This is a genomic window from Bradyrhizobium centrolobii (assembly GCF_001641635.1).
GTDB classification, from domain to species: Bacteria; Pseudomonadota; Alphaproteobacteria; order Rhizobiales; family Xanthobacteraceae; genus Bradyrhizobium; species Bradyrhizobium centrolobii.
The window spans coordinates 77,500-93,430 of sequence record NZ_LUUB01000026.1; the positions used below are offsets into that span (position 1 = coordinate 77,500).

Genomic DNA, 15,931 nt, shown 5'->3' on the forward strand with positions numbered 1-15,931 from the left:
CCTTAGCTCTCGGTGCCGGGTTCGGTAGACTGGCTCGTCGCGCGCTCACGCAGCGCGGCCATCAGTTGAGGATCGGCGAGAAGTTTCTTCAGCTGGTCCTCGGCGGCCACCTTGCCGTCCATGTAGCGCAGCAGGTTGGCGAGCTGTTCGCGCGCCTCGAGCAGCTTGGCCGTAGCCGGCACCTGGCGAGCGACCGCCACTGGCGTGAAGTCGGACATCTTGTTGAAGCGCAGGTTGACCGAGATTTTTTCGTCGGATCCATCGCTGAGACGATTGGCGACGCGCGCCGTCACGCCGGGCTGGATGGCCGCCATGCGGTTGTCGAAATTGTCCATGTCGAACTCGAGGAACTTGCGCTCCTCGTCCTTTGTCTTCTCGACGCCGGGGTTGTTGCCGGAAAGATCAGACAGGACGCCCATGACGAACGGCAGTTCGATCAGCCGCTCGGCGTCGTAGGGATCTTCGTATGTGATGTGCACGCGCGGTGCGCGGTTTCGCCGAATGAATTTTTGACCGCTGTCCGTAGCCATGGTTGCCCTCTTCTACGCAATCGTTTTGAAGCCGAGTTGCGCGACGCAGGTTGACAAGGCGCCTCAACTTGCGGGCGGCAAAGCTTCCTTATGTCCTGTTAGTCCCCTCGAGCGAAAAGCGGGTTCAATGCGATTTGTCGATTGTCTTCAGCGCGCCCTCGGGCAGGACGTCGTTCAGCAAGCTGAGGAAGTCTCGTTGCGCCAGATCGCGCGCGCGATCGACCAAAAGCGGGATCGGGCTGGAGGGTTCCGCGGCTCGGAAAAACGACGCCACCTTCGCCAGCAAGCTCAAGGCCTGAGTCCTATTTTCTACCGAAAAAGCAATATCTTGCGCGTCGGTCTCGATCGTGGATGAGAGCGGGGTGGCGAGCTCCGCCATCCGTTCGATCGGCAGGTCGAAGACCTTGTCGCGCCCGATGTTGATCGCAGCACTCTCCACGTGGGAGGGCACCAGCATCCGCATCACCTCGATGAATGATTTGCCGACCATCTCCTGCGCCTGACGCACCAGCAACAGCGCGGGGTTGGATGGTTCCATTCGGGCAAAATAGTCGGCCGCCGCGGCAAGCGCTGCGGAGGCGTGCGCCGGCGAGGCCAGCGCGCCGGTCGTGTCCAGTGGCACTTGCGCGTCGACTGGAGCGGCATCTTCCGCAGGTGCGGCGATCGCGGCCGGATCACGCGCTGTGACAAGACCCGCGAGCCAGGCGGCCATGCCGTTTGCCAGGCTGGAGACTCTGTCGAGGCTGATGGGTTGCCCTGAGTTCAACTTTTCGTGCCAGACCGCCTTGATGTCTGCGATTTCGGCCGCGACCGCAGAGCATCGCGCGCTGACGGTCTTGAGAGTGTCGAGGTCCGTCTCGCCGACGATGCGCTCGATGGTCGCGAGATCGGGTCCGTCGGCGTCGGCGTCACCGGCGGGAATTTCGCCCTTGGCAACCTGATAGGCACGGTAGTTGAGGCTGCCGTGCCTGCGGTTCTCGATCAGTGGGAGGAATTGGAGCGGGTTGATCACGGTCGGAAACACGTCGATCGCTTCGACCGTGACGGCGCGAAGCGCATAGTCGCCGTCCTCGCCCCGCGGATGCACCGCCTCCCACTGCTCGCGCAGCAGCAAGTTGGTTGCTTTCAGGCAAGTGACAAAGCCGTCGAGATCGCGGTTGAGGATGGAAAACTTGGCCAGCAGCATATTCAGGCGCAGATCGCGGGTGCGTGCCAGAAGGGGCTGTGCGGCGGCAAACTGGCCGGCAAAATCGACCGCCTTCGGATCGAAGCGCCCGCGCTCTCCGTTGGCGTTGACGACCTCGAAGTACGACATCGGCAGCAAGGATTCCGCACCTGCGAAGAAGTTGAGATATTGCACGTCGCCGATGGCATCGAGATCCGGCCCGCAGGGATCGTCGGCGGCTACGGGCTGCGTCAGGGAGGCGACATCAAGCATCGAGATCGTCCATCTGCTCGGCCATGGCCCCTCTGCCGAGCCCGTGACATCTGGCGGATCACGCAGGGGGATCATGATCCGATTGCCTTATGGGTCAGATGCCTGCCGGTCTCGGTTCATTCCCGACGATCATGACATTTTCGCGTGAACCGGCAAGCTCTTGGAGCCGACTACTTGAGGGCCGGGGGTGGTTCTTTGGACGGCTGCTGTGGCGCGTCAGGAGGCCGGGCCCCGGGGCGGACTTGCCGCCACTGCCAGTGGCGGGCAGGATTTCCGTGGTTCTTGCATGGCGCCTGATCTGCTCTTTGCGGCCGATCAGGCGGTCGACAGAGGGAGTTTAAGCCCACATGGGCCAGCTTACCCAGGATACCCGCCTCTGCGAACTCAAGACGCCTCTCGGCAAGGACGTTCTGGCTTTTGTCGGATTCGAGGGCTCCGAAGGTCTCAGCGAACTGTTCGAATATCGTATCGAATGTCTCAGCGAGGATGCCGACCTCGACTTCGACCGTGCGATCGGTCAGCAGTGCACGCTGACCATAAAGCTGCATGAAAAGGAGCGCGAGTTCAGCGGCATTCTGACGGAAGCCCAGTGGCTCGGGGTGAAGAACGACTATTTCAGCTACAGGATCGTGCTGAGGCCCTGGCTATGGCTGTTGTCGCGCACAACCGATTGCCGGATTTTTCAGGACAAGAAAGCGCCCGACATCATCAAGGAGGTCTTCAACGAACGCGGCTTCACTGATTATGAATCCAAGCTGACCGAAGAGGGCTCCTGTCCGAAGCTCGAATATTGCGTTCAGTACCGCGAGACCGACCTGAACTTCGTTTGCCGGCTGATGGAGCTGCACGGCATCTACTATTTCTTCAAGCATGAGGGCGGCAAGCACACGCTGGTGTTGGCGGACTCCAAATCGTCGCACAGCCCGATCAACGGTCTTGCCACGATTCCCTACATCCCGCTGACGGGAGCCGACCGTCGAGGCGAGCAGCATATCTACGAATGGGTCTCGGAGCGCCGGTTTCGCACCGGCAAGGTCGAGCTCAACGACTACAACTACCAGAAGCCCAACGCGCAGATGATCAGCGACGCCAAGGGCTCCGAACATTACAGCCGGTCGGAGATGGAGTTTTACGACTATCCCGGCAAGTTCAAGGAAAAATCCGACGGCGAGCGCTACGCGAAGATCCAGCTCCAGGCCGAGCAGGCGATGGACCGGCGGCGGCGCGGCAACGGCGACGCCGTCAACCTGTTTCCCGGCGGGCTGACGAAGCTCGAAAAGCATTCCAAGGACTCGCAGAACGTCGAATATCTCGTGGTGCGGGCCACGCATTCGTTCTCGATCGAGTCCTATCGCACCGGCGGTCCCAGCGACGCCGGACAACACGTCTACTTCGGCAGCTACGAGTTTCTGCCGAGCGATAGGCCATTTCGATCGCTGATGATGACGCCGAAGCCAAGGATCAACGGCGTCCAGACGGCTAAGGTGGTGACCAAAGACGACAACTCGAGCGAGGAAATCGACGTCGAGTCGCTCGGCGAAATCTATGTCCGCTTCTTCTGGGATCGCAAGAAGAAGCGGTCGTGTCGGTTGCGGGTGGCCCAGGTCTGGTCTGGCAAGCGCTGGGGCGGTCAGATCATCCCACGCGTCGGACAGGAAGTTGTTGTCGAATTCCTGGAAGGGGATCCGGACCGGCCCCTGGTGATCGGCACCGTATACAACGACGAGTACAAGCTGCCCTACGATGTGCCGTCGAAGAAGACGATTGCGGGATTGAAGTCGGACTCCACCAAAGGTGGCGGCGGCTACAACGAGTGGAACTTCGAGGACAAGAAGGGATCCGAGAAGATCACGGTGCATGCCGAGAAGGACCACGACGTGACGGTCCGCGACACCGAGACTCGGACCATCGGCGAAGCTGCATTCGGCGGGGACACCCGCAAGACCACGCTCAAGAACGGCAACGACAAGCTCGATATCGAATTGGGCGGTCAGCACATCACGCTGGCCATGGACCAGTCGGTCAATGCAGGCATCAGCATCACACTCATGGCCAATGCCAACATCACCCTGCAGGTTGGTCCCAGCCAGATCATCCTGACCCCGGCGGGCATCGTCATCAACGCGCCGACCATCTCCATGACGGCGCAGGCCGCCATGGCGCTTGCAGCCGGTGGCCCGCTTGTCGCCCACGGCACTCCAACCCTTGTCGGCTGACGGCTATGGGACAGGTTCGGTTCGGCACGGTTCAGGATCTGTTTCAAGCCTATCCCATGGCGCGCTATGATATCGGCAAGGCCGACGCCGATAAGCCGTCGCTGGATTTTCTTCAGGATGCCGCCGACGCGCGCAACTGGCACCAGGCCGTGTCTTTCTGCGCCTATCTGCTGCCCAGGCGCGTGGCCGTTGCCTGGGGATGCCGTTCGTTGCGACGGATGTTCGACCATCTCGACGCCAACGACAGCAGGTCGCTGAACTTCGCGGAGACCTGGGTCCGGCAGCCGGACGAGCAATCCCGGAACAAGGCGCTGGCGGTCGGCAATGCCAACGATCCCGAGCAGCCGGCGACATGGCTGGCGCTGGCCGCCGGTTGGTCAGGCGGAAGCGTGGTTCCTGCGGAATTTGCGCCGGTCGAAGCCAAGCCCGATCAGGCCGCGCGGGCGGTGCGTGCAGCCCTGCTGATCGGCCTTTGCCGACTCCCCCGTGACTCCCGTGACCGGATAATGACGGCATGCCTGGAGGATGGTATTCAATTGGCACGCGGCGAACCGCGCCCTTCACGCTGACGAGACGATGTGATGGTGCTTCGCTTTAATATCGAGAACGAACCGAACTTACCAGACGGCGGCCCTGTGTCGTTTACGGTCACCGGCAGGCGTTCGGTCGATATTGGCCGGGACCGCCACCTCGACTGGACGTTGCCGGATCCGGCGCGGATGATTTCGGGAAAGCATTGCGAGGTGCGCTTTCGCGACGGCGGCTACTGGCTGCACGACGTCTCGACCAACGGCACCTTTCTCAATGGCGCCGACCAGCGCATGCGAGGGCCGCACCGGCTGCGCGACGGCGATCGGCTCACCATCGGCCATTACATCATCGGAGTCTCACTGGAAGACGAGGCTGGCGCGCGCGCCCCAACCCATGAGGCGCAACCGCACGCGCCCCTTGTCCAGCAGCATGCGAATTACGGGGAGCTTTGGGCGGCCGACCGTGACGTACCGCCGCCGATCGACCCGCAGCAGCTGAAGCAGCCGCGTGAGGCTGCGCGGCCGATCAATCCGGAATTTCTGGATTGGGCGGCGAGCGTTCCGGCGCCGGGTGCGGATCCTGTTCGACGTTCGTCGCCGATACCTCCGTACCAGCCGTCCGCGCAGGATGACATGAGCTGGGCGGCCGGCCCGGTCGCTGCGCCGAAACCGCAAGTCGAGCCACCACCCGCCATGCCAATCCCGCGCCGGCCATCGGTGTGGACCGATGATGGACCAGCGGCTGTCCGGCCGCCGCCATCGCCGGCGCACGTCGAGACGCCGCGCCCGGTGCAGGCGGCAGAGGAGGGACCAGTCACCGCCATGCCAGTCGGCGGTGACGAGTTCGCGCGGCTGGTGGCTCGCGCGGCCGGATTGCCAGACAATTTCTTTGCCAACAAGACCGATGCCGAACTGGCTGAACAGCTTGGCATCATCCTGCGCATGACCGTGGATAATCTGATGGCGCTGCTGCAGGCGCGAACCCAGGCCAAGCAGCTGACCCGCAGCACGAGCCAGACCACCGTCCAGGCCATCGAGAACAATCCGCTGAAATTCTCGCCGACCTCGGAAGAGGCGATGCGTATCCTGTTCGGACCGCCGACGCGCAGCTACCTCGACGCGCAACGCGCCTTCGCGCAGGGCTTCGGTGACCTCAAGTCACATCAGCTGAAGACGTATATGGCGATGCAGCACGCCGTCCATGAGCTGATCGCCGGTATCGATCCAACGCTGATGGCGCGCGAGCTCGAGCTTCAGCGTGGCGCAAGCTCCTGGCTCGGCACGAACAAGAGTAAACTCTGGGACGAATTCCTGACGCGCTGGAAGGCGCATCTTGGCCGCGACAACAGCGCGCCGATCGATACCTTTATGCTGCATTTCTCGAACTATTACGACCGCGCCGACAAGGCCGGGTCAAAGTGAACTATCGGCGTCCACGCGGTCGCCGACAATTGCTAAGTGGATGCAGGAATGTCTTGGTACAGCAAGGTTTTCTGGTCAGAAGGTCTGTTTCTGCGACCGCATCATTTGCAGCAGAACGATCGTTACATTGAACACCTGCTGGAAAAGCGCGTCCGCTACACGACGCCATATCCTTGGGGATTTGCCCAGCTCGAGATCGATAAGGATCTTACCGAACAGAGCAAATTCGCGGTGCGCAATGCGTCCGGCGTCATGCCGGACGGAACGCCATTCGATATTCCTGCGGACAGCCCGATACCGGAAGCGATCGAAGTGCCGGAGACGGCCGCAGGCCAGATCGTCTGGCTGATGATGCCGGTCGCGGCGCCAAACACCCGCGAGGTCGATGAGGACCGCACCGACAGTGCCAGTCGTTATGTTCGTACTTCGGAGACCTTCATCGACTCCACCTCGGCGCTGCGCATCGAGGAAGAGATCGACATCGCCTATCCGCGGCTGTCGTTCGAACTGCGCAAGACCAGCAAGCCCGGATACATGGGCCTCGGCATCGCGCGCATTCTGGAGGTGCGCGACAAGAACATCCTGTTCGACGACAAGTTCGTTCCGCCGATGCTGGTCTGCGCCGCACATCCGATCATCGACGGCTGGCTCAACCGTATCATCGGCTGGGTCGAGACCAAGCTCGACGAGCTGGCGCGTTACGCGGTCGATCCATCGTCCGGGGGCGGATTGCAGAGCGTGGACTATCTGGTGCTCCAAGTGCTGAACCGTACCATTCCGGTACTAACTCATTTCCAGCGTTCCGGCAGCGTGCATCCTGAGCGGCTGTACGAGGAGTTGCTGAGGTTCGCGGGTGAACTCGCGACATTTGCCACGGCGGAACGGCGCGCCCGCAACTATCCGGCGTACGACCACGACGATATCGAGAACGTCTTCACACCCTTGGTGAGCGACATCCAGGACTTCTTGAGCGCGCGGCTGGGCCGGCGGGCGATCCGCCTGGAGATCATCGAGCGCGCACAGAATGCGTTCGTATCGCCGATCCGCGATCGGGCGTTGTTCCGAAATGCGACCTTGGTGCTGGAGGTTGCCGCACGGCGGCCGCTCGTGGAGATCCAGAACGATTTCCCGCACCTGTTCAAGGTCGGGCCGAATACCAAGATGAACGAGATCGTGCACGCAAACCTGCCTGGGTTGACGTTGGTGCATCTGCCGACGCCGCCGCCGCACATCCGGGCCATCACGGATCACGTCTATTTCTATCTCGACCGCAAGTCGCCGCTGTGGCCCGAGTTCAGTACGGCGGCCTCGATCGGAATGCACTTCTCCGGCGACTGGCCGGAGCTTGAGCTGTACCTTTGGGCTATCCTGGAAGACAGGCCATGAGCGACAGGGACAAGCCGGTCAATCCTTTCGGTCGGGGCGAACGGACGATCATCCGTCCCAACCCCGGCGGGAAGTTGCCGCCGGCACCGCCCCCCCAGCCGCCGGCCGGCGAGGGACCTGCGGCACGTCCGCCCTATTCGCCATCGCCCGTGCCTTCTCCCGGCGCGCCAGCACCTGCAGCGTCGTCATCTTTTTCTCCCATCCCGCAGGGCTCGAACTACGCCGCCGCACCGGTCAGCCATCCGACTGAGGAATGGATCTCGACACCCGCGCAAGCCCAGGTGCCGCAACCGATCCTGCCGCCGGGACCGCCGTTGCGCGTGGACGACCTGGTCGCGCCAAACGCCAATCCGGTGATGCGCGCTGCGGGGCCGTTGCTGCAGCTGCTTGGCCGGTTGCGGGTGTCACTCATGCGTGCGTCATTCGCGAGCCTGATGGAGCAGGTCGCCGACGCCATCAAATTCTTCGAGAAGGATATCCGTTCAGCGGGCATCTCCGAACACCAGGCTAATACAGCGAAATACATCCTGTGCGCCACTGCCGACGATATCGTTCAGCACATCCCGACCGAGGAGCGCCACGTCTGGACGCAATACTCGATGCTGAGCCGGTTTTTCGGCGAGCGGGTCGGCGGCGTCCGTTTCTTCGAGATCCTCGACCATTTGAAGGTTGATCCGCTGGTCAACTATCCGGTGCTCGAGCTTCAGCACGCCTGCCTTGCGCTCGGCTTCCAGGGCATTCACCGCACGTCGGCAGGCGGGCTTGCGAACCTGCAGGTGATCCAGCGCAACCTCTATGAATTGTTGCGCCGGGTCCGGCCCAAGACGATGAGCGACCTGTCGCCCAACTGGCGCGGGCAGGCGCTGGCTGGTCGCCGGCAGCGTCTGCGTGTTCCGGTCTGGCTGGTCGCGGCCGTGGTCGCCGCGCTGCTGACCGGGTCTTATTTCGTCCTGCGGACGCTCCTCGCCGGCCGGGCAGAGAATGCTGCCGAGGTGGCGCTCGCGCTCCATCCGGACGGCCCGATCGAGCTCAAGCGCCGGGTCGTTGCGCCACCACCGCCGCCGCCACCACCGCCGCCCCCGGACCGCATCACCCAGTTGCAGCGCATCCGCAACGCCCTCGCGAAGGAGAACACCGCCTGTGCGATGACGGCGGACCAGACCGCGAGCTTCATCGTGATCAGGGTCTGTGACCTCGCATTGTTCGCGTCAGGCCAGGCCACCATCCTCGACGGCTTCAAGCCGGTTGCAGCCCGCGTCGCGGCAACCCTCGACAAGGAGCCCGGACGAATCCGGGTCGTCGGCCATACCGACAGTTCGCCGATCCGCACAGTGCGCTTCCCTTCGAACTTCGAATTGTCGGTCGAGCGCGCCAAGGCGGTTGCGGCCGCACTGAAGCCGGGTCTGGCCGATGGTTCGCGCGTCGACGTCGAGGGCAAGGGAGCCGATGCGCCAATCGCCAGCAATACGACACCTGAGGGACGCGCCAAGAACCGGCGCGTCGAGATCTTTATCGAACGCAGCGAATAGGCAGATACCGCCAGCTCACGCGGTTTGCGACAGGTACGGTTAGATGCTTGCCAAGGACATTCTTCGCATCGTTCTCTACGGAGTCGGGCTCAGCTCGCTCGGCGCGGTAATCTATTTCGCCGGTCCTTTCATCGCGTTCGGCGATTGGCGGCCGCTGGAGAACCATATCGTCCGCCAGATCGCTATCCTGCTGCTCACCACAGCTGTGGCGGGCATCGTTGGCCTCAATCTGTTCAAGCGGCGCAAGAATGCCAAGGAGATCGCCGATGGCATCGCCGGCGCGGATCAGCCTGTCAGCGACGAGCCGGTGCTCAAGGAGCGCATGAAGGATGCGCTCGCGACGCTGAAGACCGCCAGCGGCAACAAGTCGGGCTATCTCTACGATCTGCCCTGGTACGTCATCATCGGTCCGCCCGGCGCCGGCAAGACCACGGCGCTGGTCAATTCCGGCCTCAAATTTCCGCTCGCGCGCGGGGCGACGCCGGCTGCGATCGCGGGGGTCGGCGGTACCCGCTACTGCGATTGGTGGTTTACCGAGGAAGCGGTGCTGATCGATACCGCCGGCCGCTACACCACCCAGGATTCCAATAGCAAGGCCGACAAGGAAAGCTGGCTGGCATTCCTGGACATCCTGAAGAAAAGCCGGTCGCGCCAGCCGATCAACGGCGTCCTCGTCGCCATCAGTATCGAAGACGTGCTGACGCTGCCGAAGCAGGAGCTCGCGCTCCACGCCGATGCCGTCAGGATGCGCCTGCTCGAACTGCACCAAAGGCTCAGGGTCAGCTTCCCGGTCTACGCGCTCTTTACCAAGGCCGATCTCGTCGCCGGCTTCACGGAATATTTCGCCTATCTCAACGAGGCCGGCCGCCGCCAGGTCTGGGGCGCCACGTTCCAGACCGCCGACAAGACCCAGAATCTGGTAAGGCAGATTCCTGTCGAGTTCGACCGTCTGCTGGAGCGCCTCAGCGAGGAGACGCTCGACCGCCTGCAGGACGAGCCGACGCCGCAGCACCGCGTGCAATTGTTCGGCTTCCCGGCGCAGATGGCGCGGCTCAAGCCCCAGATCCACGATTTCCTCAACCAGATATTCGAGCCGACGCGCTATCACGTGAATGCGAATCTGCGCGGGTTCTACTTCACCTCGGGTACACAGCAAGGCACGCCGATCGACCAGCTGATCGGCTCGCTGGCGCGCACGTTCGGCGCGGAGGAGGTCGGTTCCGGATCCTATTCGGGCACGGGCAAGAGCTACTTCCTCGCCGATCTGATCTCCAAGGTCATCATCGGCGAGGCCGATTGGGTATCGACCGACCGTGCGGCGGTGCGCCGCGCACTGATCCTGAAGACCGCAGCGCTGTCGTTGATCGGCCTGGTCTCGATCGGACTGATCGCAGCGTGGCTGACGAGCTACAAGCGCAACTCCGATTTGATCGAGCAGAGCCTGCAGGCGGACAGCGAGTATGCGGCCGCCGGAGCGCCACTCATCAAGCAGACGCTGATTGCCGATCATGATCTCGACAAGGTGCTGCCGCTGCTCTACCGGCTGCGCAACGCCCCCGCGGGCTACGGATCGCGCAACGAGCCGGTGTCACTGTCGTCCCGCTATGGGCTCAGTCAGCACGCCCGGCTGCTGTCGCCCTCGAAGACGGCCTATCATACGGCGCTCGAGCGCATGTTCCGGCCGCGCCTGCTGTATCGCCTGGAGGAGCAGCTCAACGCGCGCATCAACGAACCTGCCTTCGTCTACGAGGCGCTGAAGGTCTACTTGATGCTCGGCGGACTGCAGTCGCCGGACCGCGAGCTGATCCGCTCCTGGATGCAGCGTGACTGGGCGGACAACCTCTATCCCGGCGCGACCAACGCGGAAGGACGGCGTCTGCTCGATGAGAACCTCGTGGCGATGTTCGAGCTCGAGACCGAGCAGCCGCCGCTGGTCGAACTCGACGGCAGGTTGATCAAGCAGGCCCAGAATTCCCTGGCGCGCCTGAGTGTGTCGCAACGTGCCTACGAGTTTCTGAAATCGGAGGCGCGTGCATCCACCGCCGGCGACTGGATCGCGAGCCGCCGCGGCGGTCCGGACATGGCCGTCGTGTTCGAAACCACGACGGGGCAGCCTTTGGACGCCGTGCGGGTGCCCGAGTTCTTCACCTACAACGGCTTCCATCAGAAGTTCATCGCCCGGCTGCCCGGACTGTCGGAGCGCATGAAGCGGGAGCGGTGGGTCTTGGGTGATGCCGGTCAGCAGTCGGCGATCGACCAGCAATACGACAATCTGGCCGGCGATCTGCTTAGCATCTATTCCAACGATTTCGTGACGAGCTGGCGGACGGCACTCGGCAGCCTGCGCCTGAAGAAGCTGCTGGTCGACAAGCCGAAATATGAGGTGCTGAGGGCGCTTTCGGCACCAACTTCGCCGATGCGGCAAGTCCTGGAATCGGTGCGCGACGAGACGATGCTGACCAAGGAACGGGCGAAGCCGCCGAACGCTGCGGCGCCCGCGGGGGCTGCCGCTGCACCGGCGCCGGCTCTCTTCACCAATGCCCAGGATGGACCGCCCGGGGCGACGATCGAGGCACAGTTCAAACCCTACCATGCGGTGCTCGAAGGCGAGAGCACCCGCCGGCCGATCGACTCGACCATCGCCAACCTGAACGACATCGCCCAGAACCTGACGCTGATTATCGAGAACCCGCAACTGACCGCGCAAGCGACCGCTGCGCTTCAGACGCAGGTCGCAGCGCTCCGCAATAATGCCTCGCGCATGCCACCGCCATTCTCCGACATGCTGAGGGCGGCGGCCGGCGAGTTCGAAGGCAGTATCGCGGCCTCAACCGCCGGACAGATCCTGCAGACGTTGCGCGATCAGGTGACGCCGGTCTGCCAGCAGACGGTGACCAACCGCTATCCGTTTGTCCGCAGCAGCAGCCAGGAGGTCCCGCTCGCGGACTTCGCCAAATTGTTCAGTCCGAACGGCGTTATGGACAAGTTCTTCACCCAGTACCTGGCACCTTACGCCGACACGTCGCGGTCGGACTGGGTCTGGCGAAAGGAGAGCCCTGTCGGCCGGTCGTTCTCGCCTGACACGCTCAAGCAATTCCAGAACGCGGCCTATATCCGCGATGCCTTCTTCCAGACCGGCGGCGGTGTGCCGGCGGTATCGTTCGCGATCCGGCCACCTGGGGCATCCGGGCCAGGCGTGACGGTCAAGACTGAGATCGGCGGCACCACGATTACAAGCCCAACCACTCCCGGACCGGCCGCTCCGTCCTTGTTCGGCGCTCCGCAACCAGCGCCACCGCCACCGCCACAGAGTAACGCACCGACGACCGTCCTATGGCCGGGCCCATCGCCGCGGACGGCAATTTCAGTCAGCAACGACACCGGTCCGCCATCCGTGCTTGAGCGCATCGGTCCCTGGTCGCTGTTCCGGATGCTGGAGGCGGGCTCATTGGTGGCGAAGTCGGAAGCCGCCAGTGCGACTTTCATCGTCGCCGGGCGTGAGCTCAACTATCAGATTTCGACCGGATCGTTGCGCAATCCGCTGAACCTGTCAGTGCTCCGCGAGTTTCGTTGCCCGACCGGAATATGACCATGCGTTGCGGTTTATTCGGCAAGATCGGCGCGAAACGCGATTTCATCGCGATCGCGACCCCGCGCAGCTTCCTTGAAGCCTGGGAGCCGTGGGTGCAGGCTGCGCTGTCGGCAAGCCGCCACCAGCTTGGCTCAGGCTGGCAGCAAGCCTTCTTGACCGCGCCGGTTTGGCGATTCTGGCTCGGCGCCGCGATCTGCGGCACCACGGTGGCGGGCGCAATCATGCCTTCGCTCGACGGGGTAGGGCGGTACTATCCATTGACCCTGCACGCGGTGACGGGCGATGACGCCTCGCTGCCGCCGCCGAACGTCGATCCACAGGACGAATGGTTCGGGCAAGCGGAGACATTCCTGCTCTCGACTCTGGATCGGGCCGCCACCTTCGAGCAGATCTCCGATGCACTGGATCGTCTCGCGGTGCCGCGACTGCAGGCGAACGTCGCCGACGGTCCGCCGATCACGTCGCTGGGGGCCGCGACAATGGGAGGGGCTTCAGCCGTCGACGCGTTCGCCGGGTCGTTCGCCGCACTTTGCGCCGCCAACCCACAGGTCTACGCCGCGGCCAGCTTCTGGTGGACCGCCGGAGGCGATGGCTTTCCCCCGATGGCGCTGAGTTGCCGCGGATTGCCAGATCCATTTCACTACTCCACGCTGCTGACCGGCGATCTCGGCCTCGCGGCATCCGGGACGGGATGACGCGCGATGGTACACACCCCATCCCTGTTCGATGTCGGCAGCGTCACCCATGTTGGACGGGTGCGGGAGCGGAACGAGGATTCATGTCTGGTGCGAACCGACGTCGGCCTGTGGGCGGTCGCCGACGGTATGGGTGGTCATGAGGCCGGCGATCTCGCCAGTCGCATCGTGGTGCAGTCGCTCGATGCGATCGGCACGCCTGAGTCAGCTGCAGACCTGCTGGCGGAATGCGAGCAGCGGCTGTTCAGCGCGAACCAGCAGATCCTGGCGCTCAGTCATGAAAGACATGGGGCCACCGTTGGTACCACGGCGGCGGTTCTGCTCGTGCGCGACGGCTATTATGCGTGCATATGGGCGGGCGACAGCCGGGTCTACCTGATCAACCGTGGTGGCATCAAGCAGGTGTCGCATGATCACAGCGAACTGGAGGAACTGATCGCCGAAGGTGCGCTGTCGCGCGAGGACGTGAAGGATTGGCCGAGCAATGCCATTACCCGGGCCGTCGGCGTCGCCGATGATCCGGAGTTCGAGGTGGTGACAGGCCCGGCCGAGCCGGAGGACATCTTCGTGATCTGCAGCGATGGCCTGACCAGGCACTTGCAGGACGACGAGATCCTGCAGCACGCGGCCACGCGGCGCGCCCAGGCGGCCTGCGATGACATGCTCGCGCTGGCTCTGGATCGCGGAGGGATCGACAACGTGACGATCGTGGTCGTGCGGCTGCTGACGCCAAAATCCACGGAGCCGACAAGATCGCCGCTCGATCGGGAGCCGCAGCCATGACCCCGAACGACCCGTTCCGATCGTCCTACCGCGGTGTGCCGCCCGGCACCCGGCTCAACGGCATCTATGAGATCGAAGCGATGATCGGTGCGGGCGGCATGGGTGAGGTCTACAAGTGCCGCGAGATTCAGACCGGATCGCCGGTTGCGGTGAAAATGCTGCTGCCCGAGATGGTCGACAACGAGGCGGCGCTCGCGCTGTTCCGTCGGGAGGCTGCAGCGCTCCACAATCTTCCACATGACGCGATCGTTCGCTACTTCCTGTTCACTGTGGAGCCGGTGCTGCAGCGACCGTATCTCGCGATGGAGTTCGTGAACGGCCGCTCGCTCTCGAACATGCTCGACGAAGGGCCGTTGACCTTCGAGGCGCTGATCAAGCTGATGCAGCGCGTCGCATCGGGACTGGAAGCCGCCCATGAGCACGGCATCATCCATCGCGACGTTTCCCCGGACAATATCATCGTGCCGCTCGACGATGTCAGGCGGGCCAAGATCATCGATTTCGGCATCGCCCGCTCGACCCAGATGGGCGACAAAACCATCATCGGCTCGGGCTTCGCCGGCAAGGACAACTATGCATCGCCGGAACAGGTAGGGTTGTACGGCAATGATGTCACCGCGAAATCCGATGTCTACAGCCTCGGTCTCGTGCTGTTCCATGCGCTGACCGGACAGAAGCTCGATATGGGCGGCAGCCAGTTTCAACTGGTGGAGAAGCGCCGGCGTGTGCCCGATCTCGGTGCGGTGGACATGCGCATCCGGCCTTTGCTGGAGCAGATGCTGCAGCCTGATCCGGCATTGCGTCCGACCATGGCGGAGGTCGCCAACTGGAGGCCGACCGGTTCGGCTCAGGCACCCGCCACGCCGCTGTACGGCTTCGATCCGCTGCGGCGGCCGGAACGCGCGACGCCGGCGCTGCAGGACAGGATGCCATCAACTGCGGAGAGCCGCCGCAGCCTGTGGCTGGGTGCAGGCGTTGCGGCGGTGTTGCTCCTGCTCGGCGGGGGCGGATATGCCTTCTACAAGCTGGTCTGGTCGGCGCCCGGCGTCGCTGCCTTGCCGCCACCTCCGAAACTCGCCGGGACAATGTCGCCGCCGAAGGCCGAGCCCGCCGCGCCACAGCCCGGGCGCCAGGAGCCGGTGAAGCTGCCCGCGCAGCCGACTGTGACGCCGTCTCCGGCACTCGATGGGCCGGGGCGAGCCGAGCGCATCCGCAAATATGTGGCCCAATATTCTGGCGGCGATTGCTTCTTCATCCTGCCCGTTGCCGTGAGTCAAAACGCCGCTGTTATCGAAGGCTTCGGCGCCTCGACCGCTCCGTTCGACACCTTCGACAAGGCGTTCCGGCGGGAGCAGGGATTCGAGGCCTCGGTCGGCGTCAGGCAAGTGACTGAGGCGCAATGTCCGGCCGTCAAGTTCTTGAGCCAGGTCGGGAGCGATCAGGCGCGAGCGCCGCGCATCAACCTGTCGGCGACAGAGCTGAAGGCCGGCGAAACCCTCAATGGGACCATCGAGAACTTCGCCAACCGTGTGGTGGAGCTGCTCATGGTGTCGGAGCGCGGCGAGGTCCAGAGCCTGTCTTATCTTCTGAAGCCGGGCATCGACTCGCTTTCGTTTACGCTCCCGACAGCGCGCGCGACCGGTCCGCAACTGCTGTTGGTCGTGGCGACCCCGCAGGTTCTGGACTCGTTGCGCCAACCGCGACCAATGGCTGCCGACACGTTCTTCCTGGAGGCGCTGAGCGAGGCTCAGCGCAACAAGACGACGATCATCGCAGCCGCGCGCTACGTGCTGCTCACGAACTGATCGAC

General features: G+C 63.5%; 11 protein-coding genes. 9 read left to right on the plus strand and 2 right to left on the minus strand.

Annotated elements, in window-relative coordinates:
• Window positions 1-2 precede the first annotated feature (2 nt).
• Both tssB and AYJ54_RS04605 read right to left on the minus strand, forming a co-directional pair.
• Entirely contained in the window at window positions 3-530 is a 528-nt protein-coding gene (gene tssB, locus AYJ54_RS04600; protein WP_063696867.1) for a type VI secretion system contractile sheath small subunit, read from the minus strand.
• 124 nt (window positions 531-654) lie between these two features.
• Window positions 655-1,968 (minus strand): type VI secretion system protein TssA, encoded by a 1,314-nt coding sequence (locus tag AYJ54_RS04605; RefSeq protein ID WP_063696869.1) that lies wholly within the window; start codon window positions 1,966-1,968, stop codon window positions 655-657.
• A gap of 347 nt (window positions 1,969-2,315) precedes the next feature.
• Here AYJ54_RS04605 and AYJ54_RS04610 point away from each other — a divergent pair, with 347 nt between their 5' ends.
• Genes AYJ54_RS04610 through AYJ54_RS04650 form a run of 9 tightly spaced genes read left to right on the plus strand, consistent with a single transcriptional unit; the run spans window position 2,316 to window position 15,926 of the window.
• A complete protein-coding gene (locus AYJ54_RS04610; RefSeq protein WP_063696870.1) occupies window positions 2,316-4,184 on the plus strand; it encodes a type VI secretion system Vgr family protein in 1,869 nt (622 codons plus the stop codon).
• A 5-nt stretch (window positions 4,185-4,189) separates the two neighbouring features.
• Window positions 4,190-4,753, plus strand: a complete 564-nt coding sequence (locus tag AYJ54_RS04615; protein WP_063696872.1) for a DUF6931 family protein — start codon at window positions 4,190-4,192, stop codon at window positions 4,751-4,753.
• A gap of 12 nt (window positions 4,754-4,765) precedes the next feature.
• Complete coding sequence (gene tagH, locus AYJ54_RS04620; protein ID WP_063696874.1) at window positions 4,766-6,136, plus strand: type VI secretion system-associated FHA domain protein TagH; 1,371 nt, start codon at window positions 4,766-4,768, stop codon at window positions 6,134-6,136.
• A gap of 48 nt (window positions 6,137-6,184) precedes the next feature.
• Window positions 6,185-7,522, plus strand: coding sequence for a type VI secretion system baseplate subunit TssK (gene tssK, locus AYJ54_RS04625; RefSeq protein WP_063696876.1), 1,338 nt, complete (start codon window positions 6,185-6,187; stop codon window positions 7,520-7,522).
• A complete protein-coding gene (tssL, locus tag AYJ54_RS04630; protein WP_063696878.1) occupies window positions 7,519-9,051 on the plus strand; it encodes a type VI secretion system protein TssL, long form in 1,533 nt (510 codons plus the stop codon). The genes tssK and tssL overlap by 4 nt, the downstream gene beginning before the upstream one ends.
• Before the next feature lie 43 nt (window positions 9,052-9,094).
• Window positions 9,095-12,640 (plus strand): type VI secretion system membrane subunit TssM, encoded by a 3,546-nt coding sequence (gene tssM, locus AYJ54_RS04635; protein ID WP_063696880.1) that lies wholly within the window; start codon window positions 9,095-9,097, stop codon window positions 12,638-12,640.
• Entirely contained in the window at window positions 12,637-13,338 is a 702-nt protein-coding gene (gene tagF, locus AYJ54_RS04640; RefSeq protein ID WP_063696882.1) for a type VI secretion system-associated protein TagF, read from the plus strand. Before tssM ends, tagF begins: the two co-directional genes overlap by 4 nt.
• A 6-nt stretch (window positions 13,339-13,344) precedes the next feature.
• Window positions 13,345-14,121, plus strand: a complete 777-nt coding sequence (locus AYJ54_RS04645; RefSeq protein WP_063696883.1) for a PP2C family protein-serine/threonine phosphatase — start codon at window positions 13,345-13,347, stop codon at window positions 14,119-14,121.
• Window positions 14,118-15,926 carry a serine/threonine-protein kinase gene (locus tag AYJ54_RS04650; protein ID WP_063696885.1) on the plus strand — a complete coding sequence of 603 codons (1,809 nt, stop codon included), beginning with the start codon at window positions 14,118-14,120 and terminating at the stop codon, window positions 15,924-15,926. Before AYJ54_RS04645 ends, AYJ54_RS04650 begins: the two co-directional genes overlap by 4 nt.
• Window positions 15,927-15,931 lie beyond the last annotated feature (5 nt).

Excerpts from the sequence above, each read along its gene's own strand:
- tssB (WP_063696867.1), bottom strand. The coding sequence starts at position 530 with ATGGCTACGGACAGCGGTCAAAAATTCATTCGGCGAAACCGCGCACCG.
- AYJ54_RS04605 (WP_063696869.1), bottom strand. The coding sequence starts at position 1,968 with ATGCTTGATGTCGCCTCCCTGACGCAGCCCGTAGCCGCCGACGATCCC.
- AYJ54_RS04610 (WP_063696870.1), top strand. The coding sequence starts at position 2,316 with ATGGGCCAGCTTACCCAGGATACCCGCCTCTGCGAACTCAAGACGCCT.
- AYJ54_RS04615 (WP_063696872.1), top strand. The coding sequence starts at position 4,190 with ATGGGACAGGTTCGGTTCGGCACGGTTCAGGATCTGTTTCAAGCCTAT.
- tagH (WP_063696874.1), top strand. The coding sequence starts at position 4,766 with ATGGTGCTTCGCTTTAATATCGAGAACGAACCGAACTTACCAGACGGC.
- tssK (WP_063696876.1), top strand. The coding sequence starts at position 6,185 with ATGTCTTGGTACAGCAAGGTTTTCTGGTCAGAAGGTCTGTTTCTGCGA.
- tssL (WP_063696878.1), top strand. The coding sequence starts at position 7,519 with ATGAGCGACAGGGACAAGCCGGTCAATCCTTTCGGTCGGGGCGAACGG.
- tssM (WP_063696880.1), top strand. The coding sequence starts at position 9,095 with ATGCTTGCCAAGGACATTCTTCGCATCGTTCTCTACGGAGTCGGGCTC.
- tagF (WP_063696882.1), top strand. The coding sequence starts at position 12,637 with ATGACCATGCGTTGCGGTTTATTCGGCAAGATCGGCGCGAAACGCGAT.
- AYJ54_RS04645 (WP_063696883.1), top strand. The coding sequence starts at position 13,345 with ATGGTACACACCCCATCCCTGTTCGATGTCGGCAGCGTCACCCATGTT.
- AYJ54_RS04650 (WP_063696885.1), top strand. The coding sequence starts at position 14,118 with ATGACCCCGAACGACCCGTTCCGATCGTCCTACCGCGGTGTGCCGCCC.